Origin of the sequence: Streptomyces sp. NPDC046557, assembly GCF_040645975.1 — a bacterium.
In the GTDB taxonomy this organism is placed as follows: domain Bacteria; phylum Actinomycetota; class Actinomycetes; order Streptomycetales; family Streptomycetaceae; genus Streptomyces.
This window is the reverse complement of record NZ_JBEYZH010000034.1, coordinates 15,871-41,048: the sequence shown is the minus strand read 5'-3', so window position 1 is coordinate 41,048 and position 25,178 is coordinate 15,871. Positions and strand designations below refer to the sequence as shown.

The window sequence follows — 25,178 nt, the reverse complement described above, 5'->3', positions numbered from 1 at the left end:
TGCGCTGGATGTGTACGTCGAGCTCGCGGATCTCGCGGGCGGTGTCGTCGGCGCGTGAGCGCAGCTCGGCGACGGGCAATGCGGGAAGCACCATGAGCTCGGAGCGCAGTTGGCGGCCGTAGCCGCGCTCCGAGCTGCCGGAAGCGGCGTCGGCGGCCGAGGTGAGCACGGAGTGGCGCAGGCGCAGGGTGTCGCGGCGGGCGAGGGCGTCGGTGAGGGTGCCGTGGGCGCCCGTGTCGGCGGCGGCGTTGGTGCGGTTGATGCGTCGGATCAGGGATTCCAGGGTGTTGAGGGTCTCGGTGACCTCGGCGAGCAGTCCGGCCGGGTCTTCCGCGGGGGTCTCGCCTTCCTGGTGGCGGGCGTTGGCGACGATGCGGACCCGTAGCTGTTCGACGCGGCGAGCCGCCTCGGCGCGTTCCGCCAGTGCTTCGCCGAGCTTCATCGTGGTGGGTTCCTTCCCTGGTGTGGTTCGTCGTGCGTCACCGCCGCGCTGATCACCCTACGTCAGGTTGCGGTCGGCCCGGCAAAGCCGGCTCGATCACCTTGCCGCTGTCCTGCGCCGCCGCCGTACCGAGGTGCTGACGCTCTTGGACGGCGCCGCCCCGCGAGGCGCGCGACTGCTGGTGGGACGGCGAGCCCCGGGACGGTCTCGGGGGGCGCACGCACTCCGCCGAGGTGCGCGGCGAGCGGCCATGGTTCTCGGGCACAGCAACCAGTCGCCCGCCGAACACCACTTCGCTGGCTGCACCGCAAGCGCTACCTGGGTGCCTGATGACTTGAAGGGGGTCTCAGATGCTCGACGGCAGAGCTTCGGCCAACGTCCGGCCCTCCGCTCGACACGGTGTGGGGAAAGCCAACTTGAGACCCCGGTCGTGGCCGGCCACAACCAACTCGGTGACGACGGTGAGCCCGAACATGCCTTTTCTCGGCACGCCGGCCGAAACATGCGGGCGGGGGAAGTCCATCAGCAACCGGCCCGGCTTGCCAGTGCTGGTCGAGGCGTCAAAGAACAGCAGACGTCGGTCAGTGAGGACGACGTACATCTGCCGCGGCCGGACCGTCGCCATCATGGTGCCGGCAGAGACCAGGCCGACTACCACTGCGGTTGCGACCTGTCGGCGCACTGAGACGCTGCCGACGTTTGCACAGGTTATGAGCTCGACCGTTTCGCCTTGGAAGAGCAGCGGGGACGCGGCTTCGAACGTTTGTCTCTTCCGGGCAGAGTTGAGCGGCACGGGGGCTCCTCGAAGGATGAGTGACAGGGGGATGAACGGTATGGCATGCAACGAGGGCCTCGTGCTCCGGGCCGTCCTCCGGCAGCTTCCCTTTCACGCCGGGCCGCACCGCGGCTCTGCGAGGTGCCGCGAATCGCCCGGCAGGAGTGGGCGCCGCGAGTCCGGCCTCACCGCCGACCATCGGGGGGCCTCTGAGCCCCGTGCCCTCCTCGGCGGCCGGTTGCGTTCAGATCAAGACCGGCTCGCTCTCCCGCTCCGACCGCATGGTGAAGTACAACCAACTGATTCGTATCGAGGAAGAGTTGGGCGACTCGGCACGGTTCGCCGGCCGCTCCGCACTGCGTCGGGCGTGAACGGCACGCGGAGGTAGAGACCGGGCGGGCTCCCCGATCACGACCGGGGGCGCCCGCCTGCCGGCCCACATCCGGCGTCGGCGAGGGCCGCCGTCATGGGTCGTCCCGCAATGCCGCTACCGTCGGTGGTCCGGTGCATGGTCAGGCAGAGCGCCCAGACGTCGGGGTAGGTGTCGGGTGAGGGTGCCCCCCGGCGTGGCCCCCCGCTGCCCAGTACGCCGCCGCCCTGGTGAAACCGTTGCCGACCGGGTTGCCGACCGGGTTGCCGTCGGAGTCGCTGGGGAAGCCTCCGTTGAGGTGCGTTCCGCCCGAGCCCGGCTTGGCGTAGCCGTTCGGGGTCACGTCGCCCGCGCTGGTGGCGGCGCCGCCGCCGCTGATCAGGATGGCCGTCTCGCCGCGGTCGTTCCCTTCTTCGTTGTGGTGGCCCGGCGTGTCGAGGTCCCGTCCGCTCTGTCGTCGGAGCAGGCCACCGTCACCGTGCGGCCGGTGCGGCCGGTGCGGCCGGTGCGGCCGGTGCCGCCGTCCGTCGGACCGGCCACCTCGCGGAAGTGGACCTTCATGGGCAGCCGGTGCGGCAGCCGGTGCCGCGACCACGCCCGCCGGCAGGCTGCCGTCGACACGCTGCTGACCGCCGGCGCCACGTGGACCAGCCGTAGGGCGCGCGTGGTGTTCAGAGAGCGCGCGGGTCGCGCTGCGTGGTGGCCGTGCTTCTGCACACCGTGTGCCGCGTGTGGTGGGTGTACGGGAAGACCGAAAGGATCTGGACCATGCCGGGGTCTCCGGCAGACGGCATATGCCGACGGTGTCTCAGGCGCGGTCGGTGATCGCGAGAGGACGGGCTTCGTGAGCCACCCGCACAACGATGGGGTCAACGCCGATGGGGTCAACGCCTTCACGGCAGCGCAGCTGAGCCGGATCGCCCAGCACGGTATCTACACCTCGCCCACCTCGCTGGACCCGGCCGCCGCCCACGTCGCCGAGGCGCTGGTCGCGACCCTCGACGGCACGGCCGAGCAGCCGGTGCTGCCCCCCGACCTCCAGAAGCTGACGGAGCAGGTGCGGCAGAAGGCGATCATCGGGTTTCCCCGCATCACTGCCGAGGACGGGGTCCGGCTGTCGGCGCACACCATCAAGCTCAAAGGCGACGAGCCCCGTCCCGTGGTGATCGTGCCCTCCGGCTGGACGCCTTTCGGCTGGGCCCTGTTCGAGTACACGTACCTCCAACTGGCGATCCGCGGCTACCACGTGCTCGCCTACACCCCGCGGGGCATCGGCCTCACGATGCGCGTGCCCGGCAAGGGCTACGTCGACGGCCCCTTCACCTCCGAAGGCACGATCGACGTGGCCGGACCTCACGACTGGACCGATGGCTCGACCGTCATCGACTACGCCGAGCAGCACTTCGAGCCCAGCCGGATCGCCTTCCTGGGCGAATCGTACGGTTCGGGTATCAGTCAGTTGGTCGCGGCGCACGATGAGAAGGGCCGCGTGGACGCGGTCGTGGCCCTGAGTACCTGGGGGGACCTGGCGGCGAGTCTCTACCAGCACGAGACCCGGCACCTGGCGGCGGTGACCGCCCTGATCAACTTCACCGGTGGTCCGGTCGAGCGGAAGTTCGACGAGGAGACCCAGCGGATCCTGACGGACTTCCAGGCCGGCCGGAACCTCGACACGGTAGTGAAATGGGGCAAGAGGCGAGCGCCCTCCTCGTACGCGGACAAGACCAACGCCCGCGCCGTCCCCACCTTCTTCTCCAACACCTGGCACGAGACCCTGTTCCCAGCCAACCAGGTCATCGAGCACTTCAACGCCCTGACCGTACCCAAGCACCTGAACCTGTGGATCGGTGACCACGCCGCGCCCGAAGGGGCCGGTCTGACCATCCCGTTCAGCGGGCCGAACCAGCCGGTCGAGGAAGCGTTCGCCTGGCTGGACCACCACGTGCTCGGGATCGACAACGCCGTACCCACCTGGTCTGCCGTCAGCAGCCAGATCATGTTCACGTACGAGACCAGGACCGATCCGCAGACCGGAAACATCGAGATCGTCACACCGGCTGCCCGCGAGTCCAGCCGTTCCTGGGAGGACGTCACCACTTCCACCGAGCGCTGGTACCTGACGGCTACCGCATCGGACGACCGTGACGGCGGTCTGGGCACCGCACCGGAAACGGGCTGGCAGAGGGAGTTCACCGCCGGGCAGCCGACCGAGGCCATCGCGGCGGACGCCGTCATCACGAGCGGCCAGGCCGAGTGGAACGGCAACCCGAAGGCATATGTCACGGAGAAGTTCGACCGACAAAACCTCGCCGTCTGGACGAGCGACCCGATCCCGACGGACGGCCGGGGAGGAGCGGCACGCCGGATCCGAGGCATCTGCGAACTCACCCTGACCGTGCGCAACACGGCCCCTTCCACCACGCTGGTGGCCTACCTCTTCGACCTCGGCCCCGACAGCATGGCCCGCATCATCACCCACGAGCCCCTCACCCTCACCGACCTGACCCCCGACCGTGACCACCGCGCCACCTGGAAGCTGCAGGCCGCCGGCTACGACCTGCCCCAGGACCACCGACTGATGCTGGTCGTCACCAGCAAGGACCCGCTCTACTCGGACGCGAGCGTCGACGGAAGCACCACGAGGATCAGCTCCCCCGACGGCAGTGCCGCATTCCTGACACTGCCCCTGGGCTGACCCGGTCCTCCGGACGGACCATGCGCCGGCGCCCGGGCCCGCCTGCCACCAGGCCGGGCCCGGACGCCGGAGTGTCCGTCCTGGCGTTCCGTGGGACCGTCCGGTGCTCGTCCTGGCAGCGCGGCTGCGTTCTCGGGGGCCGGCGCGGTGGCCACGGGACCCGACGCAGTGTCCGGCGGGGTCCGGGCCGACCGGATCAGGCGTCGTCGGGCACCGTATCGGCCGTGAGGTCCGCCGCGGCGATGCCGGCCTCAACGCCCGGCGGCGTAGCGACGTGTCCGCCGGGGCATCCCGTGGCGGCCGGCGCGTAGTGCTCGGCGGCGGTGCGGTGGTCGCCGACGGTCTCATGGACTTTGGCGGTCCGGGAGAACACGTAAGCGGCCGGAGGTCACCAAGTCAGCGCCCGACGGTGATCGGGACGGTGCGGGGCCGTCGGGCACCGAGGACACGATCGTCTTCGAGATGAACGTGGTGATGGCCAAGACCGTGGTCCGCCGGGCGATCGACCACCCGGTTGACGACCTGTTCGCCGGTCTGCCGTGCCAGAAGTGGAAACGCCGTTCCTGCAGGAACGGAGTCCACGGTCCGCCGGTCCACGACTGGTCTCGCGTCGAGGTCCGTCCCTGGCACTGCGAAGAGCGCCGGCACTGGATGATCGCCCGGCGAAGCGGCCGCAGGCCCGAGGAGATCTCGTACTACTCGCCTACTGCCTCGCAGAATCCCCCCTCGATGAACTGATCCAGGTCGCCGGCAGCCCGTTGGCTGTTCGAGCCGGTCTTCTAGAGTGGCGGGATGCCACTGCGCGAGGACCATCCCTGGAACGCGGCGGCTCGGCGCCTGCTCGACGACGTCTACGCCTTCGTTGCGACGGGCCCGCGAAGCGACGGGGACTGGGCCTCGGACGCCCTTGCCGTGATGCACCGTACGGTCCGCGATCCCCGAGGATGGGCCGCACTCGACTGGGACCGCGACAACGAGGTCCGGCAGACCCTGCCCGCCTATCCGTTCGATCCCCCGACCGCCTCCGAATTCGCCCGCCGCCTGCATCCCCTCACGCTCGAGCGAGCGGTGGGCCTGCTGGCAGTCATGACCGAGGAGTGGCAGTCGGAACCCGCCCCCGTACGCTCCCGCCCGCACCGCGAGGTGGTGCTGACCGACGCCCGCACCTTGCTCGCTCGCTACGGGCCGCACGCCCGCTTCTGGACCAATGCGGAAGCGGCGGCCGGCGACGCGGGGGCGGACTTTGTCACTGCGGGCTTGGCACGTACCCGCAGTCATGGCTTCGCCACCTCGGCGTACTACCGCGGAGTCGACATCGTGGAGGACGTGGGGCTGATCGTCGTATCGGACGACGAGGTCGGTCTGTTCTGGTCCTTCGGCGCGTGTTGACCGTGGCTCTGTCGGCAGCGGACCGCGGTGGGCGCCCACGTTCGTCGTCCCGAGTCCGGTTCGCGGGCCGGGGTCTGGGTCCCTTTTGACCAGTGCCGCGCTAGCAGTCGTAGGGGTGGTCACGCAGTCGAGGGTGGTCCGGCCTCAGGCGGCTCGGTTCGCGGTCCGGCGGTCCGGGGGAGGCGGAACGCCGGTCCGAGTACGGTCGAGGCGCCGGGCGCGCTGGGGATCTGGGACAGTTCCTCGGCGTGGCCCTCGAAGGCACGCATGCGGGCGACGGCTTCGCGGAGCTCGTCCGGGTGGCCGTCGAAGACGCGTTGGAGGGCTTGTAGGACCTCGTCGTAGGCGGCGTCACAGGCTTCGGACGCCTGACGCTGTCGGCTTCCGGGGGGAAGTTTCTCGGTGTCGGGGTTGTCGACGAGAGGCAGCACCCCGGCGGTATGGAGGGTGAGCGGGGGACCGGTGAGCTGCCAGCTTCCGCGGTCCCGGACGAGCCGGCGTCCTTCGGCGATCTCCAGGAAACGGTAGTAGTGCGCGAGCTCCTCGGGCCCGGCCCCAGCGGTGGACTGCGCCGCGGCGACCCCGTTCGGCAGTGGCAGGGGCAGGAGGCCGCTCAGGGAGAGCCCCGCGGCGGCCTGCAGGGTGCCGCGACGGCTGATCTCCGGTCTCATCGGGGGCTCCTCATCGGTGGTGGTTCGGTGGGGTCGGCCGGCAGGGCGCCGACAGTGGGGTCTTCGACGGTGCCCTCGCCCTGCCGGATGATCTCGACCAGTGCCCACAGGGCGCTGGGCAGGTCGGTCACCCGGTACAGCCGGCCGGGCGCGCCGGGCCAGACGACCTGACGGCCGGGATCACCGGTGAACAGGTCCTCCTTGCGGTCCAGTTGGATCATTGCGGTGGCGATGCGCTGGTAGAGCCAGCCGATGGTGTGGTCCTCGTAGCGGACCGTCTCGAAGAACCGCTGGGGCGCGGAGAGGACATCGGGTGTCGCTCCGATGATGTCGCCCTGGGCGGAGAGGGTCACCTCATGGCCTTCCAGGACCCGCAGGGCCCGTCGGCCGGAGTGGTCGACCGGCGAGTGCGGGCGCTCGATCGCCAAGAAGACGTTCTTGACGTGCTCGGCCGAACAGCGGCGCAGGGAGACCGTCAGGTCGGGCAGGACGCCACCAGGCAGGCGGGCCGGGTAGCGCGGCACGAATCCCGGGCCGCCGATGGCAGGTGTCGCACCCACCGAGTTCAGGACATTGCCGACCAGGGCCATGTGCAGCATCTCTTCTATGACGACGCTGCGCACGGTGGCCGCCACCTCCCGGTTACGCTCGCGGTCCAGGGAGAGCAACGAGTACAGGTAGACCGGAATGATCGCGTGCTCCAGCGCCAGCGCTTCCTGGAGCGCCGCCACCAGACCCTCGCGGTCGGTGATCGGTACGGTCTCGTCTGTGCGGGCCCTCAGGTGCTTTCGGGTCTCCACCGGCAAATTCAACAGCTCCCTTGCGGTGTAGGGACGTGGTTCATCACCCGTAACCGGGATTCTCGTGCGTCCGCGCGCCGTTCGGGGGCAACCCACCCGTGTGAGGCAGCTTGTCAGCCGTGCGGAGCAGTGGGGATACCGTCCTGGCGGGGCGACCCGGGGGCTCCGCCCGGAGCGGCAGCTTGCCGAGATCCTCTCCACGGGCTGCCGGCGCTGCCGGGCCCACATGGCCGTCTGGTGCCGGAACCGTCGAGTCGTCCGGGACGTCGAAGTTCTCTCCGGTGAAGGGCGGTTGGCATGCTGTGTGCGAAGCGGCGTGGTCTGAGTCTGCCACGGCCGAGGCTGATGCCATTGCTGGCCGTACTGGCCGTACTGGCCGTACTGGCCGCGCTGGCGGTCGTGACGACCGCCTGTGTGAATGGCGACGGTGTCCACGGAGGTGCCGCGCCGCAGCGCCCGTCGCCCCTCGTCTCCACCGTGCCCGCGACCGGCTCCGGTCCGCCCGACGCCCAAGCCGCTCCGTCGGGCGCCTCGCCGTCCATCAGTGTGCCTCCGGCACGGACCGGCATGGCCTCCTCCTCTTCCTCTTCCGCCTCCTCCACGAGCGAGGTGACCCCCAGTCCTGATGGTTGCGTCTCGGCTTCGGTGACGATCACCATGCGGCCCGGGGAGCTCGCCGCCCAGCGGCTGTGCGTGAAGGTCGGTACCGCCGTCACGGTCATCGTTCCGCCCGGCCCGAGCGGTGCCTGGCCAGGGCCGCGCACGAGCGGTCCGATGTCGGCCACGATCACCGCGACCACGACCGATCCGGACGGCACGGGCCGGGTCACCCTTCGTGCGGCCCGGCCGGGCGTGGTCGTGTTGACGTGGGGGACAGAGGGCTCGAACACGCTCAGCCTGCGACTCGACGTGGCTGCCTTTCAGATCCCCTGACGCCTCGGGGTGAGTGACACGCGGAACGGCCGGTGTGGCCCCCGAGAGGGGCCGCCCCGGCCGTTGGCCATGCGACTCGGTCAGTTGTTCGTGTGGCCTTCCACTCGGAAAACCAGCTTCCCGCTCTCCGAACTACCGGGCGCTGTGCGCCTGTTGCGCGACCTGACGCGGCCGAAGAGGTGTGACCCCGGTGCGGCTGACCGTCACCGCCGGGGCTGTCCCGGCGGTGACGTTCGCACTGGTCATCGGTTCGTAGGGGGCCGGGAGCCGTAACACCGGCGGAGGGGCGTGGCGGCGGGTGCGGTAGGCGGCCGGCGGGAGCTCCGGGCTGCTCCTGGGCCAGGACTGGGGTGGGGCCGGCCGCCACACCGGGTGGGTGCGGCCGTGGAGGGGATCGGCTCGTGGTTCGAGTCAGTCAGCAGAGCGGCGGATCAGCCCGGCGTCACCGCACCCTCCGGCACTCCGAACCACTCCTCCAGCGCCTCAGCCAGCCCGGCCGTCGACGTCGGCGCCTGCGCCCCCGCGTCGGCCGCCCAGGCCGTGAAGCCGTCCGGACGGACGAGGACCGCCGCCAGTTCCGGGCGGGACGGGCAGCCGGCGGTCAGGGTGTCGACGCGGCCGGCATACCCGGCGGCGAGGGCCCGGAGCTCCGGGTCGTCGGTGAGGTCGAGCAGGAGCGCCCGGCCGCCGTGGAGGTGGTCCGCGAGGCGGCCGCCGTCGGTGAGTTCGAGGTCCGGGGTGCTGCGGCCGGTCAGCGGGTGCTCGCCCGGCAGCCCGTACCGCACTCCGGCACCGTTGAGCCGCGCGGTGAGGTACGTGGTGCCCACGGCCGTCCCCGCCAAGTCGCTGACGATCTCGCGCAGGGCCCGGGACTGCGGGTCCGGGCGCATGGCCGCGACCTGGGACCGGGTCCAGTCCAGGACCCGCGCACCGACCGGGTGCCGCTCGGAGGTGTACGTGTCCAGCAGCCCTTCCGGCGCCCGGCCGCCGATCACCGCGGCGAGCTTCCAGCCGAGGTTCATCGCGTCCCCGATTCCCAGGCTCAGCCCCTGGCTCCCGAACGCGGAGTGCACGTGCGCCGCGTCGCCCGCCAGCAGCACCCGGCCCTTGCGGTACTCGGTGGCCTGTCGGGCGTGGTCGGTGAAGCGGGTCGCGGTACGCACCTCGGTGATCGTGACGTCCACGCCGGATACGCGGCGCAGCCGCGCCTGGAGGTCCTCGGCGGTGACCGGCGCGTCCCGGTCGGCCGGCGGGCCGTCGAACTCCACGGTGACGACGCGGCCCGGCATCGGCCCGTGGGCGTACACCCCGGTGTCCGTGGCGGTCCAGCCGACCTTCAGGTCCTCGGCGCCGGTCATCTCCACGACCGCCTGGTGACAGGTGATCTCCGGGTCCGTACCGGGGAATTCGAACCCCGCGAGCTTGCGGACCGCGCTGCGGCCGCCGTCGCAGCCCACGAGCCAGCCGGCGCGTATGGGCCCGTGGCTGGTCCGCACGGTGACGGCCTCCTCGTCCGCGTCGAAGCCGGTCAGCTCCACTCCCCGGCGCACGTCGACGCCGAGCTCGTTCGCCCGCCCTCCGAGCGGCCGCTCGATGTCCTGTTGCGCCACGAAAGCGATCTCGGCGGCGGGTCCGGCGTCGCCGAGGCCCGGCTCCGTACGATCGACCAGGTCGGCGCGCAGCATGATCCCGGCGAAGTGCCCGACGAACCCGAGCCCTTGGCCTGCAGCCCCGCCTCCGCCCCCGCCGTTCTGTTCGCGAATGAACGCCTGGAAGCGGTCCATCGCCTGCCGCTGCACCTCGGCCAGCGCGGGCAGCATGCCCCGGCGGTAGAGAGCCTCGGCGCTGGGCGTGGTGATCGCCCTTGATCGTCGGGTCCACTTCGGTGAGGCGCTCCAGGACGGCCACCCGCGCGCCTCCGAGCCGGAGCTCGCAGGCCAGCATCAGTCCGACCGGGCCGCCTCCGGCCACTACCACGTCATAGTCCATGGCGCCCACTATGACCGAGGGTCAAAGAGGCCCTTTCACCGCCCTGACCAGCCACAACAGGTGCCGCGATGTCAAGGGACCGGCCCCGCGGGTATGGACGGGAAGTGGGCCGTCCGCGCTCCTCCTCGGCTACCTCACCCGCCTGCCGCCGGTGTCCCGGCCGGTCCTCGATCCGCTCGATCGGGTGGTCGGGCGTTCGGGCGGTCAGCGCCGCAAGCTCCGCGCCGGCGCGGTCGATGACCAGGGCCTGCCCCGCCGCTGGGTCGTCGAAGGCAGCCTGTCGTGGATCACGCAGGCCCGACGCCACACGAGAGACTACGAACGACTCGTCCAGCACAGCGAAGCCCTCATCACCTGGGCCGCCATCACCCTCATGACCCGCCGCATTACCCAGGAGAAGAACCCCAGCCCAGCTACCCTCACCAAGGCCGCCTGAACCCGGCACATCCAACAGAGCCGACAACTCGGTTCCTCGATGGGCGCCCTCAGTCGGCAGGCATCACCACGTGAAGCACCCAGGCTCCGCAGGCGATGGGCGGTGCTGCTTACGTCATCCTGGCAGCGCGGAGCACTCGCCGAACGCGGCGAGCAATTGAATCGGCCACTCAGGATCAGCCTGGCCGATGGCCAGGGCAATCCAGCGATCGGATGCGTGGGGCCGCCACACCTGCATGCTGCCGGCCAGATTGCACAGGAAGCCCATCGGCTCAGGCGCCTGAATGTCCGGATCCGGGTTGTCGAATCCGAGATAGGGCCCAAGATCGACTGCCTCGGGCGCACCACAGCGTTCTGTGAGGAGCACGGCCAGACCGCCAAGATCGGCTGAGATCCCCTCCTCGGCCTCCTCCACCATCTGGGAGCTTCGGTCCTCCCAGAAGTCCTGGCTCTCCGCGAGCACCACTACGTGATACCCGGGACCGCCCCACCGATCGACAGCCTTTTCCTTCTGATGGGGAAACGGCATCGCGTGAAGGGTCTCTACGACGTGCAGCAGTTCCTGGGCGGAGCGCGTCAGGTGCTGGGGTGGCATGCGCGCAGCTTAGTCCGTCGGTCATACCGCTCGACCGGCAACGGCGGGGCCCCGCCACAGGCCGGGCATCAGGGTGGTTCCATCATGGCGTGGGCAGCATGTCAGGGACGCGGGGCCTTCTCGCCGTGCACGGCTGTGTATTCGGCTGCGAGCCAAGGGCCGAGGTCGTTGATGAGCATCCCCAGTACCGCCGGGTCGGGTGAGGGCGCACGTCCGATGGACGCGGCGACACGCATGTGGTCGACGCGATCGGGATAGTAGCTGCCGAAGAGCTCGGTGGACTGGTTGAGGTCGCTGGTCCAGCCGCCCCATCGGGGCATGATCAGAGTGAATCCTGTGCGGACGATACGACGGCCGACGAGACGGTTGAGGGTTCGGCGATCGGCGTCCGTGGTGGCTTCGGCTGCCTTGGCACGCCAGTGTGGAAGCACGCGGGCGAGGTCGCCGTTGGTCTCCCGCGCGAGTAGGGCTGTGGGGCGGTAACGGGGCAGTTCTTTTGCGAGGTCAGGGCCCAGCAACGGGGTGCAGAGGCAGGCGATGAAGAATCCGCCGTCGTGGCGTTCGACGTCGCTCAGCAGAACCCGCGTGCTGGTCACCAGGATCCCGACGCCATCGATCTGCGGGAATGCGCGGTCGAGTACGGCCTCGATCGTTTTGGCGTCAGCGCGGTCGACTTCGGTGGGCTCGTCGTGGAGGGCCAACTGGAGGTCGAGGTCGGAGACCCCAGGGGTGGCGGTGCCGCGGGGGACACTGCCGTAGAGGTAGGCGCTGTGCAGGCGCGTTCTGCCGAACGCCCCCGTGATGTGAGCGCGGGCGGCATCGACGACGGGGACGAATATCGCCGGCACTCGGTCCAGTGCCCCTTCGCGTGCGATCGTTCCGTCGCGGTCCAGCCCTCGTTCGTCCATGGGGCCACTGTGCCGTGTGCTGCCGTGTGCTGCCGAGCGGATTTCCCAGGCGGTGGGCGCCCGCGAATCGCACTGCCCAGGCAGCCGCCGGCGGGCGGTGCAGCAGGGACCTGCACCCTGACAACTGCCGGCCTGGCCGGGTGTGGGAGCCGCCTCTTGTCTGCGGTGGCGGCGTTGATGTGGCTGGGTGATGGTGGTGGGTGTGCGTCGTGCTCGGAGCACGACTTCCCGGAAAGCGTGCGGCGCGGGCCGTTCGGCGGCTGTCTCTGTGCCGTTGTCGCCTCCCAGGGCACCCCGGGCAACTGGAGCGGCACTTGGGCCGCTGAGATGACGTTCGACCGAGCACACGAAGTCCTGTACGACGACATCACCGGCTATCTGTGGGCCGTCGGTAGCCACGCCCTGATCAAGTTCAGCGGGGCAGGGGCCGGTTCGACGTGAGGGAAACCTTCTACCTGCCTCGGCAGACCGACGGCCGGCCCGAGTTTGAGATCAAGGGCGCCCCGGCCTATGGGCACGATCTGTCGCCGGTACGCACTTCACGGCCCGTACCGGCCTGGGGGCCGTTCCCCGGTGGACCGCCCAGGTGCTTGCCGGCCTTCGCGCCGCTCGTCGCGGGTCCAGGGTCAGGCACTTGCCCGTCCCCGCGACACGAGCGACCGGGGAATGCGTCCGGCGCGGGCCATCCGTCTCCGAGCCACGGCCACAGGCCCTGACGCTCCTGCCCTCGACACCATCCTCAGCCCGAGTCCCGGACCGGGCCGCAGCTCGCCCGGACCTCCGGCCTCGGTAGGCCGTGTCTCTTCGATCAGGCCGAGCTCTTCAGGATCGGCTGGGCTGCCGAACGGTCGAGGAGGATCTGTTCGTTCCCCGTGTTCCTGAGCCCTGCCAACTGTCATGGTTGGTGCATGGCCTTACAGATCTCGTACAGGGGCGTTCGGCTCGGCGAAGACCTCGACATCACCGTGTACTGGTTCCCCCGGGACCCCGACCGGCCGGCGAACTACCTCTCGGACACCCTGGGCGCATGGCGAGTGTCGATGCCGAGGGATGTGGACGTGAGCGGTACACCGGAGGAGGTCGCCTCCTGGAACGACGCTGCTGCCTCGTTCGTGCAGCGGATCACCGCGGAGGACCTGAAACTCGCCAAAGCGGAGCGGCACATCGGGCGGTGGGACTCGTTGGTGACGCGTCGACGCGCACGGCTGAGGTACGACGACGTCCGAGCATCGTTCTTGGAGGCCGTGCGATCCGCAGCGGCCGTCTACCAGCCGGTCCGGGACGTCATCGAAGCGCGCCTGGCAGAGCAGGAGTCACATACGCGCGAACTGAGGAGGCGTGCGTATCAGGAGAAGGAGCGCCAGTGGATGGAGGAGGCGGCCCGGTTCAGGGAGTGGGAGCGCAGGCAGGAAGTGGCTGAGCGCCCGCTGTCCGGTGGGCTCAGCCCACGCCAGATGGCGGCGAGGGGAGACGGCCCCGTCAACTGGCCGCCGGAAGTGCGGTCGGCGGTGGGTGACCCTTCCTTGTGGTGGGCGGGTGTGCGCGCGTCGGTACGCAACAGGCAGGCGAGCGCGCTGGCCGTACGGAGAGTCGTCGTGGCGATCACCGAAACGGCAGCGGCACTGGAGGAGGCCGGCCGACCGGACATAGACACCATCAAGGGCCGTCCCCAGGAGGTGCTCCGGGGGTGGTGGATCCACTTCGACTGGTCGGACATGCCCGACACCACCCGGCTCCGAACACCTCCGAACGTGCCCGCCGGGTGCGTGGAGGACAAGGACTGGCACTACCAGCTGTACCTGCCTTCTGACCACATCTTCACCGTGTACCGGTCCGGCGAGTTCGGGTTCGCCAGGGAGCACGGGTCAAAGATCCCCTCGGGGGGCTACGGCACTACGTACACCTGGATCAAACGGAACATCGAACAGTTCGCGGAAGAGTTGATCCACAACGAGATCATCGCCTTCCGGGCCCCCGGCCACCAGGGTCATCAGGCCTACCCGATGACCGACCACGCAGACCCGGACGCGTACGTGCCGTACGTCGAAGCCGTGGCCGAGCGCGCGGCGGCCAACTTCCACGCCCTGCTCCCGGATCGGTCATAGGGCATCCGGCTACCGGCCTCGGACGGCTACCCGGGGGCGTCAAGACCAGTGTGCGCCGGGTTATGTAGGGTCGGCTGTCTCAACGACCACGGGGGAAAACATGTACAAGTCCTCAGCGCGGCGCGCAGCCGTCGTCGCCGTGGCGCTCGCCGCGCTCGGTGTCTCCTGCGGTACGTCACCGAAAGCCGACGAACCGGCCGGCAGCGAACATCCGGTCAGTGCGACGCCGAGCACGCCGGCCTCGCCGTCCCGCGAAGCCGACGCCGTCCCCGTAACGCCCTCCGCGCCGGTTGCGACGTCGGCCGAGAAGGTCCGCGACGCATTCGCCGGGCTCCAGGCGACCCTGGGCGACTCGTGCACCCCGGGCAACTGTGCCTACTTCCTCGGCAGGGTCTACGACGAACTGCACCGCATGGACCGAGCCATGAAGGCGGACCCGAAGGGGCCCGGCCACTTCCCCCAGCCGATCGACTCGATCAGGAAGCTCGACGCGGAGCTGGGCGGGGACCGGTCCCTTGAGAACCTGAAGAAGCATCAGACGTCACTGATCGGGACCCGTGACAAGATCAACACTTGGATGCAGGGCCACCCCGACGACTACCGCTGACACGGTCCGGGTCAGGGCGACCCGGACCGCGCCCGGCGGAGACGAAGGCGCAGCATGGCTGCTTCGCCGAGGGAAAGTGCTGGACGCCACGTATCAGACGTCTATCGCGCGCCGCGTTGGCGGCCGGGCAGCCCCCCGGCGTGCCGGGCGCTGGTCCATTTGGTCTGGGCCGACATCACTCCGAGCCGCGTTACCTCCGGGTACCGAGACATCACCCGGTTCCACGCGATGGCTCTGTCCGGCTACAGCGTTGCGGAGGCGTCGAAGCTCGTCCGGCGCTCGCCATGTCCGCGCCGGTGATCGTAAGCCGGCGAACGGGGGCCGGTGCTGATCGCGTGCCCACCCCCTGTCCGCACCTCAGGGGAGCGTGACGGAGGGGTAGTCCTCGGTGTAGGAGTCGCCGTTGGCGCCGTAGTAGGTGCAGGTGCGGGTGGCGGTATCGACGTCGTACCAGACGATTCCCGCATCCCAGCAGCCGCGGACGAACTCGTGGAACGTCGTCTCACCGGCTTGATCCGCACGCAGCGCTGCGATCAGGGCCGCCTCATCGAACTGCGGTGCGAGCGTGAAACCGGTGACCAGCGGCTCGCCCTGGACCACGATGTCGCCATGCCGGGTCAGGTACAGGAAGGCGTTGGACGGGACGGCCATGCGGCAATGGGTCACGCCGGCCTGGCGCAGGCTTTCGGCGAGATGGGGAAAACCGCCGACCTTGGGGCGGGCGGCCGCCCCGCGTTCCATGGCGGCTTGCAGGCGGCTGATCGCATCGCTGGTCATGGTGTCTCCCTGATGGTTTCCGTGAGGGGTGCGTCTCCTTGTGGGTGACTCATTGAATATGACATCATGATGTCATATTGACAACCTATTGTCTGAATGCGAAGGTGAAAGCACAGAATGGCGGAGGAACTGGCACTCCTCGTGGCTGACATCTACGAGGCCGCAGGTGCACTGCGCCGGGCCGGTGAGGCCCTGGCGGGAGCGGAAGGTCAGACGCAGGCCCGCTGGCAGTTGATGAGCGTGGTCAGTGAGGAGCCCCTGTCCGTGGCGCGAGCCGCGCGCCGTCTCGGGGTCGCCCGCCAGGGCGTGCAGCGCATCGCCAACGAGCTCGTCCGCGACGGCCTCGCGCAGTTCCGGGACAACCCGGATCACCGCACCTCATCTCTGCTCGCGCTGACGGGCGCCGGACAGCGGGTGCTGAACGCAATCACCGCCCGGGCAGCCGCCGCGCACCAGGCGATGGGCGAGGGCATGACGGAGTACGACCTGGCAGCCGTACGTGCCCTGCTGCGACGGCTGACCCGGCAGACCGACGCCTGGACGGATGCCGCGAGCGCGCACGAGGACGACGCGTGAAAGAGGGCGACACCGCATCGGGCAGCCCGGTCGATGACCTCCGCGCCGCGTTGCGCGCGCTGGCCGATCCCGTCCGGGCCGACAAGCAGCGCGCGTACCTGCACAGCGAGCTGAACCACCTCGGGGTCCGGATACCGGACCTGCGCCGGCGCGTCACCGAAACCCGCCGGAGGATGGGTGCCCGGGCCGGCCCGGACGTACTGGCCCTCGCGCAGGATCTCTGGTCCGCTGAGGAGGACCCCACCAAACCCGTGTACGACTACCGCCGGGCAGCGGTCGAGATGCTGGTGCAGTACGCGGGAGTGCTGGATGCCGCAGACCTCAAGGACGTAGAATCACTCCTGAGGCAGTGTCACACCTGGGCCCTGGTGGATCCGCTGGCAGTCCACTGCGTCGGCATCGTCGCCCGGCACGATCCGGCTGCAGGTGCGGTGCTGGATCGGTGGATCACGGACCCCGACTTCTGGCTCCGCCGTTCGGCGCTCCTCGCGCTGCTGCCCGCAATCCGCGCCGGCCGACCCGACACCGCCCAACTCATGCGCTACGCCGACGCCCTTGTCGGCGAGCGGGAGTTCTTTCTGCGCAAGGCACTGGGCTGGGTTCTGCGCGAGATGTCCACCCGCGACCCGCAACTCGTCGTGGACTGGCTGGGCCGTTACGGCTCCCGCGTGGCCCCGCTCACCCGCAAAGAGGCGCTGCGCCGCCTGACCGGAGGTGGCACCGCGCGAGCCTAACCGGGCGGCTGCGGGTCATGGATGACAGTGGAGGTCTTAGGACTCCACGGCTTGCGCTGGTCCAGCACCGCCGTCAGTGAAGTGGCCAGGCTCGGGACGATCAACGCGCCCGCTCGGTCCCGGTCCCGGGATCATCACGGTCTGCTCGTCCAACGCGGCGAATATCCCCTCGATCAGCCGCTGGGCCATCCTCGGCGCCTTCGACCGCGGCAGCGGGACCAACCGTCGACGGACGGCCTTGCGGATCTGGGCCGGTGACCCGAACCGTTCCAGCAGTGTGAGGACGGCAGGGTGCTGCAACCGCGGCCCCAGCGCTCGTTTCAGCGAGGGATGGCTATGGGTGAGCAAGTGGACCGTCCTGCGGAGGAGTCGGAGCGGATCTCGCGGCGGCGGATCAGGTGGATGACCGCGGTGCGGATCGCGTTGAAGCCGGGCAGCGGCTGCATGACAGGCATCGTGCCAGGTGTGGTGGGGTCGGTGGCCACGCAGTCGCCGGCGGTCTTCTCCCAGTCGTGGTGGAGCGACGGTCCGGCGCTCACCAAGTCCGGGCGGGTGATCGGTAGGCCGCTTGCCGGTGGCCATTGCCGGTCACGTTCATGCGGTCGCAGTGCAGGGGTGGACGCGTGGGCGTTCGACAGCCGTCTCCCCGGGCTGCGGTGAAATGCGCCCCTATGTACGGGACGAATGTGCGTGGAACGGGACACGGGCGGTCGCAGTGACCCTGCATGCATGGACGTGGACCACCTGATCCGGCTCGGGTGGCTGCGCCCGGCGAGCAACCGATCTCATCTCTCAGGTGCCCGCCGCGCGGCGTTGCCGAGGGCGTGCAGACACGGAGGGCAGGCTTGCGCGGTGACTTCTGGGCTGAGGGGCAAGACGGTCGTCTGGGCGGCGCGGCGTATGTACGCGCCCACTGCCCATGTGATCCACACGAAACCCGGCTGCGGCACCGGTCTTGCCCAGGACGGCGTGCGCCCATGATCGGCTCAGGGGCCCAGGAGCCGGACCCCTCCTCTCCCGCGGAATCGGACGGAGCTCGAGCTACTTCGGCGCGGGAGCCCGCTGTAGACGGCCGGCCCCCACCACTGCCCTACAGATCAGCCGGACAGGGGCCGGTCACCCGGCGGGCATGCGCGGGGAGACGGTGCGGTAGCGCTGCCATCGGTCGCCGTCGACGCACGGCCCGGCGCGGCTGGGCACCTCCGCGTGGAGTTGCCGAGGCGGACGGTCCACACCATTTCCGCTGCACCGCCGCGCGTCCGCATGCTCGGCCGCCGGCGTGGTAGCCGCACGGCATGGCAACAACGCGCAAGAGGTACGCGGTCGCCGCCACGGGCCAGTGGATCGAGGACGAGGGGCAAGGCCGGCGCAGACTTCCCGCCGGCGAGGTCCACGCATGGGAGCCGGGCCGGAACGAGACCGTGTGCGGCCTCTCCCTCAGTCGCTCCCAGCTGACTCGCTTCCCCCACGTCTCCTGGACGGATGCGATCCCCGAATCCGGAGGCTCGGCGGACCAGGTGCGGCGGCTGTGCCGCCGCTGCGCGGTGGTCGCCGGGCGCCGTGGCGAGGACTCGCGCCCCCGATGGCAGCGCACCGATCCTCGCCCGTGAACGGGCTCGACGTTCGGTGTGCTTAAAACCGTGAAGGCGGGAAAGGCGCATACCGCGCCGTTACGGCAGACAATCCATGACGACGGATAGCGAGGGGGAATCCCGTGAGTGACGACCAGATGGCAGATGACGTATATCAGCCCACTGGTGGGAACGAGGAGCAGGAGGACGCGGCGGCGCTGGACCTCCAGAACGCCGTGGACGAGCGAACGTACGACGACATGCTGGATGAGGGCTACTCGCCTCCGGAAAAGCCACTCGGTGTGACGAAGTACGGGACGACGGCCGCCGAACAGCACGAGGGAGAGCCCCTCGACGAACGGTTGGCCCAAGAGGTCCCCGAGTTCGGTGAAGACACGGGCGACGGTCTGGGAGACCTGCCCGGGGGCGAAGGCGAGCCCCTGGACCTCGAAACCGGCACGGCTCGCGCAGGACGTTTGACCGCTCCTGACGAGGGCGTGCACACCGACACGACCAAGGAACTGGTCGCTGAGGACCACGGCATCGACGCCGGCGCCGCGAGTGCGGAGGAGGCCGCGGTGCACGTCGTGGAGGGAGAACCGGATGAGCCGGGCGACCCGGCTGGGTCCCGGTTCCACTAGGAGGACCTCGGCCCCGGTCAGCGCTGTGCCCGAACGTGAAAGCGCCCACCTCGGCGCCCGTCCCCCTGGCGGCCCCACGGCCGCGGCGGGCACGGCGGCGCGGCGCTGACGGCAGGCGGCGGCCGAGCGGGCCGCGGATGGGAACGCCGGCGCGGGGGTAGGCGCAGCGCACGGACCTACGTGAAACCGGTAGGAGGACGAAACGATGGCGAACCCACAGCAGCCGGAGATGCGGCGCAGCGGCAAGGGCGGTTCGACACCCGAGAACGCCGGATCGCTCAAGGCATCGCAAGTGCCGAAGAAGGGCGCCAAGAGCGCCCACCCACACGGCACCGACAAGGGAGCCAAGGGGGGCGGAGCGGGCGGCGCCGTACCGCCTGAGCAGCAGCCCGACCACCCGTAGCACGCCACCCGTACACGCAAGTGCGCCGCTGGACGACGTCATGGTGCGCGGATGAGCTGATGCGAACCCTCCGATCCCGCCCCGCTCATGCAGCGGGGCGGGATCTCGGTTGGTGGTCCGCGCCGGGCAGGCGCTCCGCGCCCGCGCATGTACCCCTCCGCACGCCGGCGCGGGACCGAACGGCGTCGTCCATCGCCGCCTCGGCGCCGTCACCGTTTGCCGGCCCTCGACGCAGGGAAGGCGACGTAGGCTCCACGCGTTCGACGGGTTCCCGGAGGTTTGCGTGAGTGAGGACCTTCCCGTTCTGTACGACCTCGATGATGTCGTCGGGTGGATCAGGCAGGGGCCGGACTTGTACGTACGTTGGTCGCGCGGGCCTGCGGTCGACCTGGTGGAGTCGTCCAGTACGGATGATCTGACCGGGGTGCCTTTGCCGGGGCTGTCCGCGAGCCCGTTGGACGTGGCGTCGTGGTGGGAGGACCGGCCGTTGCGGACGTGGGCGGCCCGCCGGTTGTACGACTACTGCCACCTACCGCACCTGCGTGGCCCGGATGTCCGCCCCTGGCTGTTGCGTGGGAGCGAGTGCGACCGTGGCCCGGACAACGAACCGTTGGTGTGCTCGGTACAACCGCTGGCGTGGATCGACAAGAAGGTGATCGATCAGGCGGTCCGGGAGATCGAGGAACAACCGGGCGAGTGGGGGCCGGTGCGGCGCACCCCGTGACGAGGCACGGCGGAGCCGGACGGATGGTCGTGGGGTTCACGGACGCGGCTCTGGGCACCCGCCCGGTGTGACGCCGTGTTTCGCGTGCGCGCCCTGAACCGCGAGGGAGGAACGATGGACCACTCACGAGTACCCGTTCTGGAGGCCCTGCAGGAGTTCCGTCGCCGGGGGGACGTCTCGTACGGGGCACCGGCAGGGCGATCTGGGTGCACCCGAAGTTCGACGAGAAGCGGCACTTGGCCCATCCGCCGGAGCCCGACGACGTGAAGCGCCGCCTTCGCGAGCATCCCGATGCCAAGGGCAGAAGAACACTTCGCCCGGGCGGTCCGCCTCGGAGCCGCCCCCGACCAGCGGCAGTAGCGACCTTCCCTGCATGGACGCGGGCACACTCAGACCCGCCGCCTCGATGAGGGTCGGTGCCAGGTCCACGGTGCTCACCGGCCGGTGCACCCGCCCGCCGCCCGTGAAACCGGGCCCGATCACGGCCAGGGGTACTCGCACGGAGGCGTCGTGCGCCGACCGCTTGTCCGACGTGAATTCGAGCAGATCGCTCGCCAACCACCGCCGGTACCCACCCCGCCGGCCGGGTGGCACCCGTCCTGCCTCGGCAGCATCCGCCCCACCGAGGTGCCACTTGCCGATGTACCCCGTGACATATCCGGCTTCCTCGAACACCGATGCCAGCGTGGGCACACCGGCCGGAAGGGCGATCCCGTTGCGGAACACCCCCGTCTTGCTAGGCCAACACCTGGTTTGCAGAGTCGCCCGAGCCGGCGCGCACACCGGTTGCGGCGTGAACGCCAATGAGAAATGGGTCCCGGCACGGGCGATCCCGTCGAACTCGGGCGTCACGTCCGCGGGATTGCCGTGGACCCCTGTGGTGTCCCAGCGCTGCTGATCGGTCAGGATGACACTGGGCGGCCTCGCCAAGTGGTTCCCCTCTCCTCGGCACCGGCCCCTGTCCGGACCGTCACTTGGCGGGTTCATGCCCACGTTCGTGCGCCGGCACGCCGGGTGCGAGCGCGGGCGTCAACAGCCGGTACCGGCCGACAGGCCCTCCCACCGGCGCGGCACGCACCCGCCCGGTTGTCCGGCGCTCGTACGGGCGAGCAGCACGCCGGCGGCGCGCGTGCCGGAGTAGGGGCTGCCCGCGCCGGTCCACGACGGTGCCTCGTGCCGTGCCGGTCGGAACCCAACGTGGCCACTGCCGGCCCCCGGCCCCCTTACCGGCTCCCGACCGCCGGCCTCGCCTCGGCAGGCTGCCCAGGGTCGCTGAAGGAGCCGCTGTGCGTGTGGAAGCCGTGAGTGCTGATCCGCGCACCACCGTCGTCCTGATTCGGCACCCTCAGGCAGTGGCCGAGCGCCATCCGCAGGCGACCGTGCTCACACCCGCCGCAACCTCGGAGCGACCGGCCGCAACCTGGGCGTACGCCGTGCCCGGACCCCGTACGTGGCCTTCAGCGACGACGACTCCTGGTGGTCGCCGGGCTCACTGCGCCGGGCAGCGGACCTCCTGGACCGGCACGACCGGCTCCGACTGCTCGCGGCCGGCGTCCTCGTCGGCCCCGCAGGGCGAGCCGGACCCGCTGAACGGCATGCTCGCCGCATCCCCCCTCGGTCTCGCCGCCGACCTCCTGGGGCCGCAAGTGCTCGGGTTCCTGGCCTGCGCGGAGTAGTCGCACACCTCGGCCGGTAGATCCTGCGGCCGGCGGCCCCTGTCGGTGGTGTGGAACGCCGGCTTCGCCATGCCCTGCGACGGTTCGCCTGCGACCACGCCCGCCCGCCGGCGAACCGTGCCGAAGACACGCCGCCGATCCGGGCGGCGGTTCTGGCGCGGTGCGCCAGGATGTACGGCCATGGGTGAGATCTCCGAGTTGGTCGGACGTCTGGGACTTGAGCCGCACGTCGAGGGCGGATGGTTTCGCCGTACCTGGCGGACCCGTGCTGAGGCGGTACCGGACGGGTACGCGGGGAGGCGCCCCTTCGCGACCGGCATCTACTTCCTCCTTCACCCGGGCGAGGTCTCACGCTGGCACCGCGTGCGCTCCGACGAGTTGTGGTTGTGGCACTGCGGCGGACCGCTGACGATCCGGCTCGGCGGGAGGGGGAACGCGCCGGCGGAAACGACCGCATCGGTCCTCGGACCCGGTGTCCAGCAGGGGGAGCGACCGCAGGTCCTGGTGCCGGCGGGCGTCTGGCAGACCGCCGAGCCGGCCTGCGACCAGCCTGTCCTGGTGTCGTGCGTCGTCGCTCCGGGGTTCGACTTCGACGATTTCGAGATGCTCTGACGAGCAGGGCCACCGCAAGCAGGCGGCGGCCCGCAGCCGGGCCCTGGTCATACGTTCACGCCAGTGCTGTCGCGTGCGGCGGGGAGAGCGCGATGGCGGGCGATGTTCTCGGCCAACAACCTCATCGATTCGGCGACGCCGATCTCTTCGCCCGTCTCGGCGGCGGGCAGGCGCCCGTCGGCGAGACGGAGTTCGGCGAGGGCGGTGTCCATCGCCCGGTGCGCGGCGAACAGGCACGGGGTGCTGTAGATCGCCACGTCGATGCCGAGGTCGCCCAGCTCGCTGAGGGACAGGCGTGGGGACTTGCCGCCCGCGATCTGGTTGAACAGCAGCGGTTTGCCGCCCACCACCCCTCGGATCCGCTCGATCCACTCCACGCTGCGGACGCCGTCGACCAGGACGACGTCGGCGCCGGTGGCGGCCAGGGCTTCCGCACGGTAGAGGATGTCGCTCTCCTCGGTGGCGTCGGTGCGGGCGACGACGACCAGGTCCTTGCGCGTGGCGAGCACCATGTCGAGTTTCTCAAGGTACTCGGGCAGCGGCAGCACCTGCTTGCCGTCGGTGTGCCCGCACCGGCGGGGACGCTTTTGGTCCTCCAGGATGACGCCTGAGGCACCGAGCCGCTCAAGCCCTGCCACGACGTGGCAGGCCACTTCGGGGTCGGCGTACCCATCGTCGATGTCGACCAGGAGGTGATGGCGGGGGAACGCGCCGCGCAGCCGCTGGACGAAGGCCATGATGTCGGGCCAGGCGATGAAACCGATGTCGGGCAGCCCGTAGTAGGAGGCTGCGAAGCCGAACCCGGACACGAACATCCCGTCGAAGTGTCCGGCGGCGACCGAAGCCGAGTACATGTCGTACACGCCGATCAGCGGTGTGGTGCCGGGCTTGGCGATCTGCTCTCGCAGCTCGTTTCCGTAACTCATCGTCAGGATCCTCCGAAGGTGCGTTCTGCGTCGAGGACTCGGAATGGCGCTGCGACGCAGCAGTGCTTTACCAAGAACAGATCATTTCCTGACCATCTCCGGGGAATGGTCCTTACGGCGGTTCACTCACGCCGACGGCGTAGCGCATTCATCGCAGAAACGTGCCTCCTACCACCCTGACGCCGAGGCTTCACCGACGGCGGGACCAGCCCCGGCGCCGGCCGGCCCGCCGACCGGTCGGCGGACTGATGCCGGACGCCGGTGACGGGAGAGTGGGCGATCGAATCGCCCACTGCCGGGGAGCAGGGTCAGGTGGGTTGGGGTGTGAGGCGCTTGTGACCCTTGTGGTCGTAGTAGACGGTCATGGCGAAACCGAAGAGCAGGGCCAGGACGGTGCCGACCGCGATCATGATCCATGAGCGGGTGAGTCCGGCATCACCGCGGGCGTCGAAGTAGAGGATCGCGCGTACGCCATCGCTGAGCTGGCGCATCGGTTCGAAGTGGGACAGGAAGCGATAGAAGCCGGGGACCGCCTGCAGCGGAACGGTGGCACCCGACGACGGCAGGCCGAGCACGATGAACACGAACATCGACACCAGCTGGCCGACCCCGCCGAACGCGGCGTTGATGGCCTGCACACCCAGGCCGACGGCGAGGGCCGCGCAGTAGGAGTAGATCCACAGCAGTGGCAGGTGGGACGCGTCCATACCGAGGACGGCGACGCAGGCCAGCATCACCAGCGCGGTGCTGATGAGGGTGATGCCCGCGGTCATCACCATCTTGAGGAGAAGCGTCTGTGTGCGGTTGATCGGCACGGTCGGGCGGCGGGCGTGCCAGGGACCGATCTCGTTGTCGGCGTAGCCGAGAGCGGTGTCGACGCCGTTGCTGATCACGTTGCCGCCCATGAACCCGGCCAGTACCAGCAGCAGGGTGTAGTAGAAGGCCGTCAGACCGAGCCCGCTGTGGGTGCCGATGGGGTGGCCGACCTGGGTGACGACGTGCACGGGGTCGGCGAGGAGGAGCTTCGCGGTCGGGCCGGCCTGGGCGCCGACGGCTGCGGTGAGCTGTTGGCCGACGGACTGGGATGCGCGGTGGGCGGCCTGGGTCGTGATCTGACTGGCAAGGGAGGAGCCAAGGCTTCCCTTGCCGGGGTTGGTGAGCACGGTGATCGTGGGCAGTCGCGTGGCCCCGGACGTGGTGAGGGCCGTGACGGAGTCCGTGAAGCCGGCCGGGATCACCAGTGCGCCGTACACCTTGCCGGAGTCGAGCTGGTCCTGGGCCTGAGCGCGGGTCAACGGGCGCCAGTCGGCCTTGCCGCCTGCGGGGTCGGCGGCGATGGCGGCTGTGACTTGTGCCCCCAGGTTCTGCTGCTGCCCGGTCGGTGCTTGGCCGATGTCATCGTCGACGAGGGCGATGGGCAGGTCACGAAGGTCTGCGTTCGGGTTGACGATGCCGCCCATGTAGAGCAGGGACAGCAGCAGGGCGAGCAGCCCCGTGAGGATCGTGGGGATCAGCCACAGCTGGGGACGGCGCGACAGGGCCAAGGCAGTGGTTTCGGTGACGGCGGGTACGGACATGGGTCTCCGTAGCTTTCCGGCGGGCGGCGGGCGGCGGGCGGCGGGCGGCGGGCGGCGGGCGGCGGTTCGGGCGGCCGGGCGAGCGCTCCTCCGCCGACCTCGCGAACATTCGCGAGAGCTCAGGATGGGCCCCGCGCACGAGAAGGCCGCCGTCCGCCTCGCACTCCTCCCCCCGTTGCAGTAGGTGGCTTCTTCGGATCGTCTCGCTCGGCCGGATGGGGACGGAAGGAGGTGGGAGTCGGCGCGA

At 70.0% G+C, this 25,178-nt stretch carries 24 protein-coding genes and 8 pseudogenes; 17 read left to right on the top strand and 15 right to left on the bottom strand.

What is annotated here, in order from left to right; translation table 11 throughout:
- Together ABZ934_RS31310 and ABZ934_RS31305 are read right to left on the bottom strand one after the other, a co-directional pair.
- The coding region (locus tag ABZ934_RS31310; protein WP_361319575.1) for a DIP1984 family protein at window positions 1-442 on the bottom strand (442 nt) is incomplete at its 3' end.
- 346 nt (window positions 443-788) lie between these two features.
- Window positions 789-1,235, bottom strand: a complete 447-nt coding sequence (locus tag ABZ934_RS31305; RefSeq protein WP_361319573.1) for a hypothetical protein — start codon at window positions 1,233-1,235, stop codon at window positions 789-791.
- A 191-nt stretch (window positions 1,236-1,426) separates the two neighbouring features.
- On the opposite strand from ABZ934_RS31305, the pseudogene ABZ934_RS31300 reads away from it, so the two are divergent.
- Window positions 1,427-1,588: pseudogene (locus tag ABZ934_RS31300) on the top strand (hypothetical protein); the annotation flags it as partial.
- Between the two features lie 670 nt (window positions 1,589-2,258).
- Here ABZ934_RS31300 and ABZ934_RS31295 read toward each other — a convergent pair.
- The gene (locus ABZ934_RS31295) at window positions 2,259-2,381 is read right to left on the bottom strand and encodes a hypothetical protein (protein ID WP_361319571.1); all 123 of its coding nucleotides are present in this window, start codon (window positions 2,379-2,381) and stop codon (window positions 2,259-2,261) included.
- A 50-nt stretch (window positions 2,382-2,431) separates the two neighbouring features.
- Here ABZ934_RS31295 and ABZ934_RS31290 point away from each other — a divergent pair, with 50 nt between their 5' ends.
- Window positions 2,432-4,282, top strand: a complete 1,851-nt coding sequence (locus ABZ934_RS31290; RefSeq protein WP_361319569.1) for an alpha/beta fold hydrolase — start codon at window positions 2,432-2,434, stop codon at window positions 4,280-4,282.
- 196 nt (window positions 4,283-4,478) lie between these two features.
- Here ABZ934_RS31290 and ABZ934_RS31285 read toward each other — a convergent pair whose 3' ends face one another.
- Window positions 4,479-4,655, bottom strand: a complete 177-nt coding sequence (locus ABZ934_RS31285) for a hypothetical protein (protein ID WP_361319567.1) — start codon at window positions 4,653-4,655, stop codon at window positions 4,479-4,481.
- Window positions 4,656-4,714: 59 nt separating this feature from the next.
- On the opposite strand from ABZ934_RS31285, the pseudogene ABZ934_RS31280 reads away from it, so the two are divergent.
- A pseudogene (locus ABZ934_RS31280) lies at window positions 4,715-5,049 on the top strand (hypothetical protein); the annotation flags it as partial.
- A 25-nt stretch (window positions 5,050-5,074) separates the two neighbouring features.
- Window positions 5,075-5,671, top strand: a complete 597-nt coding sequence (locus tag ABZ934_RS31275) for a hypothetical protein (protein ID WP_361319565.1) — start codon at window positions 5,075-5,077, stop codon at window positions 5,669-5,671.
- Between the two features lie 119 nt (window positions 5,672-5,790).
- Here the strand turns inward: ABZ934_RS31275 and ABZ934_RS31270 are convergent, their stop codons facing one another.
- Window positions 5,791-6,342, bottom strand: a complete 552-nt coding sequence (locus ABZ934_RS31270) for a hypothetical protein (protein WP_361319563.1) — start codon at window positions 6,340-6,342, stop codon at window positions 5,791-5,793.
- Window positions 6,339-7,142 carry a ferritin-like protein gene (locus ABZ934_RS31265; protein ID WP_361319561.1) on the bottom strand — a complete coding sequence of 268 codons (804 nt, stop codon included), beginning with the start codon at window positions 7,140-7,142 and terminating at the stop codon, window positions 6,339-6,341. The genes ABZ934_RS31270 and ABZ934_RS31265 overlap by 4 nt, the downstream gene beginning before the upstream one ends.
- Before the next feature lie 351 nt (window positions 7,143-7,493).
- On the opposite strand from ABZ934_RS31265, the gene ABZ934_RS31260 reads away from it, so the two are divergent.
- Complete coding sequence (locus ABZ934_RS31260) at window positions 7,494-8,075, top strand: hypothetical protein (RefSeq protein WP_361319559.1); 582 nt, start codon at window positions 7,494-7,496, stop codon at window positions 8,073-8,075.
- 431 nt (window positions 8,076-8,506) lie between these two features.
- Here the strand turns inward: ABZ934_RS31260 and ABZ934_RS31255 are convergent.
- A pseudogene (locus ABZ934_RS31255) lies at window positions 8,507-10,064 on the bottom strand (FAD-dependent monooxygenase).
- 247 nt (window positions 10,065-10,311) lie between these two features.
- Here ABZ934_RS31255 and ABZ934_RS31250 point away from each other — a divergent pair.
- Window positions 10,312-10,458 (top strand): annotated as a pseudogene (locus ABZ934_RS31250) (IS5/IS1182 family transposase); the annotation flags it as partial.
- A 156-nt stretch (window positions 10,459-10,614) separates the two neighbouring features.
- Here ABZ934_RS31250 and ABZ934_RS31245 read toward each other — a convergent pair.
- The gene (locus ABZ934_RS31245) at window positions 10,615-11,094 is read right to left on the bottom strand and encodes a hypothetical protein (RefSeq protein ID WP_361319557.1); all 480 of its coding nucleotides are present in this window, start codon (window positions 11,092-11,094) and stop codon (window positions 10,615-10,617) included.
- A gap of 101 nt (window positions 11,095-11,195) precedes the next feature.
- The gene (locus ABZ934_RS31240) at window positions 11,196-12,002 is read right to left on the bottom strand and encodes a nucleotidyltransferase domain-containing protein (RefSeq protein ID WP_361319555.1); all 807 of its coding nucleotides are present in this window, start codon (window positions 12,000-12,002) and stop codon (window positions 11,196-11,198) included.
- 908 nt (window positions 12,003-12,910) lie between these two features.
- On the opposite strand from ABZ934_RS31240, the gene ABZ934_RS31235 reads away from it, so the two are divergent.
- Both ABZ934_RS31235 and ABZ934_RS31230 read left to right on the top strand, forming a co-directional pair.
- Window positions 12,911-14,107 (top strand): hypothetical protein, encoded by a 1,197-nt coding sequence (locus ABZ934_RS31235; protein WP_361319553.1) that lies wholly within the window; start codon window positions 12,911-12,913, stop codon window positions 14,105-14,107.
- Between the two features lie 100 nt (window positions 14,108-14,207).
- A complete protein-coding gene (locus tag ABZ934_RS31230; RefSeq protein ID WP_361319551.1) occupies window positions 14,208-14,714 on the top strand; it encodes a hypothetical protein in 507 nt (168 codons plus the stop codon).
- Window positions 14,715-15,071: 357 nt separating this feature from the next.
- Here ABZ934_RS31230 and ABZ934_RS31225 read toward each other — a convergent pair whose 3' ends face one another.
- Window positions 15,072-15,491, bottom strand: coding sequence for a DUF1398 family protein (locus tag ABZ934_RS31225; protein WP_361319549.1), 420 nt, complete (start codon window positions 15,489-15,491; stop codon window positions 15,072-15,074).
- 117 nt (window positions 15,492-15,608) lie between these two features.
- Here ABZ934_RS31225 and ABZ934_RS31220 point away from each other — a divergent pair, with 117 nt between their 5' ends.
- On the top strand, window positions 15,609-16,067 hold the full coding sequence (locus tag ABZ934_RS31220; protein WP_361319547.1) for a MarR family transcriptional regulator: 459 nt from the start codon (window positions 15,609-15,611) through the stop codon (window positions 16,065-16,067).
- Window positions 16,064-16,801, top strand: a complete 738-nt coding sequence (locus ABZ934_RS31215; protein ID WP_361319545.1) for a DNA alkylation repair protein — start codon at window positions 16,064-16,066, stop codon at window positions 16,799-16,801. The genes ABZ934_RS31220 and ABZ934_RS31215 overlap by 4 nt, the downstream gene beginning before the upstream one ends.
- Before the next feature lie 50 nt (window positions 16,802-16,851).
- On the opposite strand, the pseudogene ABZ934_RS31210 reads toward ABZ934_RS31215, so the two are convergent.
- Window positions 16,852-17,149 (bottom strand): annotated as a pseudogene (locus tag ABZ934_RS31210) (IS110 family transposase); the annotation flags it as partial.
- The gene (locus ABZ934_RS31205; RefSeq protein WP_361319543.1) at window positions 17,122-17,340 is read right to left on the bottom strand and encodes a hypothetical protein; all 219 of its coding nucleotides are present in this window, start codon (window positions 17,338-17,340) and stop codon (window positions 17,122-17,124) included. The gene ABZ934_RS31205 and the pseudogene ABZ934_RS31210, both read right to left, overlap by 28 nt.
- A 756-nt stretch (window positions 17,341-18,096) precedes the next feature.
- Here ABZ934_RS31205 and ABZ934_RS31200 point away from each other — a divergent pair.
- From ABZ934_RS31200 to ABZ934_RS31180, 5 genes and pseudogenes are all read left to right on the top strand, one after another.
- On the top strand, window positions 18,097-18,411 hold the full coding sequence (locus tag ABZ934_RS31200) for a hypothetical protein (RefSeq protein ID WP_361319541.1): 315 nt from the start codon (window positions 18,097-18,099) through the stop codon (window positions 18,409-18,411).
- 104 nt (window positions 18,412-18,515) lie between these two features.
- Window positions 18,516-19,013, top strand: coding sequence for a DUF5709 domain-containing protein (locus tag ABZ934_RS31195; RefSeq protein ID WP_361319539.1), 498 nt, complete (start codon window positions 18,516-18,518; stop codon window positions 19,011-19,013).
- 205 nt (window positions 19,014-19,218) lie between these two features.
- Complete coding sequence (locus ABZ934_RS31190; RefSeq protein ID WP_361319537.1) at window positions 19,219-19,416, top strand: hypothetical protein; 198 nt, start codon at window positions 19,219-19,221, stop codon at window positions 19,414-19,416.
- A 283-nt stretch (window positions 19,417-19,699) separates the two neighbouring features.
- The gene (locus ABZ934_RS31185) at window positions 19,700-20,140 is read left to right on the top strand and encodes a DUF6098 family protein (RefSeq protein WP_361319535.1); all 441 of its coding nucleotides are present in this window, start codon (window positions 19,700-19,702) and stop codon (window positions 20,138-20,140) included.
- A 114-nt stretch (window positions 20,141-20,254) separates the two neighbouring features.
- Window positions 20,255-20,442 (top strand): annotated as a pseudogene (locus ABZ934_RS31180) (hypothetical protein); the annotation flags it as partial.
- Between the two features lie 31 nt (window positions 20,443-20,473).
- Here ABZ934_RS31180 and ABZ934_RS31175 read toward each other — a convergent pair.
- Window positions 20,474-21,127 (bottom strand): annotated as a pseudogene (locus ABZ934_RS31175) (sulfatase-like hydrolase/transferase); the annotation flags it as partial.
- 436 nt (window positions 21,128-21,563) lie between these two features.
- Here ABZ934_RS31175 and ABZ934_RS31170 point away from each other — a divergent pair.
- Window positions 21,564-21,810 (top strand): annotated as a pseudogene (locus ABZ934_RS31170) (glycosyltransferase); the annotation flags it as partial.
- A gap of 186 nt (window positions 21,811-21,996) precedes the next feature.
- Window positions 21,997-22,428, top strand: a complete 432-nt coding sequence (locus tag ABZ934_RS31165; RefSeq protein ID WP_361319533.1) for a cupin domain-containing protein — start codon at window positions 21,997-21,999, stop codon at window positions 22,426-22,428.
- A 47-nt stretch (window positions 22,429-22,475) separates the two neighbouring features.
- Here the strand turns inward: ABZ934_RS31165 and ABZ934_RS31160 are convergent, their stop codons facing one another.
- Both ABZ934_RS31160 and ABZ934_RS31155 read right to left on the bottom strand, forming a co-directional pair.
- Window positions 22,476-23,354: an isocitrate lyase/PEP mutase family protein gene (locus ABZ934_RS31160; protein WP_361319531.1), complete on the bottom strand. Its 879-nt coding sequence runs from the start codon at window positions 23,352-23,354 to the stop codon at window positions 22,476-22,478.
- A 308-nt stretch (window positions 23,355-23,662) separates the two neighbouring features.
- Window positions 23,663-24,931 (bottom strand): DUF3533 domain-containing protein, encoded by a 1,269-nt coding sequence (locus ABZ934_RS31155; protein WP_361319529.1) that lies wholly within the window; start codon window positions 24,929-24,931, stop codon window positions 23,663-23,665.
- Between the last annotated feature and the right edge of the window lie 247 nt (window positions 24,932-25,178).

What these genes read in the sequence shown, in the direction of transcription:
- ABZ934_RS31240 (WP_361319555.1), bottom strand. Translation starts at nt 12,002, where the DNA reads ATGGACGAACGAGGGCTGGACCGCGACGGAACGATCGCACGCGAAGGG.
- ABZ934_RS31275 (WP_361319565.1), top strand. Translation starts at nt 5,075, where the DNA reads ATGCCACTGCGCGAGGACCATCCCTGGAACGCGGCGGCTCGGCGCCTG.
- ABZ934_RS31165 (WP_361319533.1), top strand. Translation starts at nt 21,997, where the DNA reads ATGGGTGAGATCTCCGAGTTGGTCGGACGTCTGGGACTTGAGCCGCAC.
- ABZ934_RS31225 (WP_361319549.1), bottom strand. Translation starts at nt 15,491, where the DNA reads ATGACCAGCGATGCGATCAGCCGCCTGCAAGCCGCCATGGAACGCGGG.
- ABZ934_RS31155 (WP_361319529.1), bottom strand. Translation starts at nt 24,931, where the DNA reads ATGTCCGTACCCGCCGTCACCGAAACCACTGCCTTGGCCCTGTCGCGC.
- ABZ934_RS31190 (WP_361319537.1), top strand. Translation starts at nt 19,219, where the DNA reads ATGGCGAACCCACAGCAGCCGGAGATGCGGCGCAGCGGCAAGGGCGGT.
- ABZ934_RS31295 (WP_361319571.1), bottom strand. Translation starts at nt 2,381, where the DNA reads ATGCCGTCTGCCGGAGACCCCGGCATGGTCCAGATCCTTTCGGTCTTC.
- ABZ934_RS31220 (WP_361319547.1), top strand. Translation starts at nt 15,609, where the DNA reads ATGGCGGAGGAACTGGCACTCCTCGTGGCTGACATCTACGAGGCCGCA.
- ABZ934_RS31230 (WP_361319551.1), top strand. Translation starts at nt 14,208, where the DNA reads ATGTACAAGTCCTCAGCGCGGCGCGCAGCCGTCGTCGCCGTGGCGCTC.
- ABZ934_RS31160 (WP_361319531.1), bottom strand. Translation starts at nt 23,354, where the DNA reads ATGAGTTACGGAAACGAGCTGCGAGAGCAGATCGCCAAGCCCGGCACC.
- ABZ934_RS31235 (WP_361319553.1), top strand. Translation starts at nt 12,911, where the DNA reads ATGGCCTTACAGATCTCGTACAGGGGCGTTCGGCTCGGCGAAGACCTC.
- ABZ934_RS31200 (WP_361319541.1), top strand. Translation starts at nt 18,097, where the DNA reads ATGGCAACAACGCGCAAGAGGTACGCGGTCGCCGCCACGGGCCAGTGG.
- ABZ934_RS31245 (WP_361319557.1), bottom strand. Translation starts at nt 11,094, where the DNA reads ATGCCACCCCAGCACCTGACGCGCTCCGCCCAGGAACTGCTGCACGTC.
- ABZ934_RS31270 (WP_361319563.1), bottom strand. Translation starts at nt 6,342, where the DNA reads ATGAGACCGGAGATCAGCCGTCGCGGCACCCTGCAGGCCGCCGCGGGG.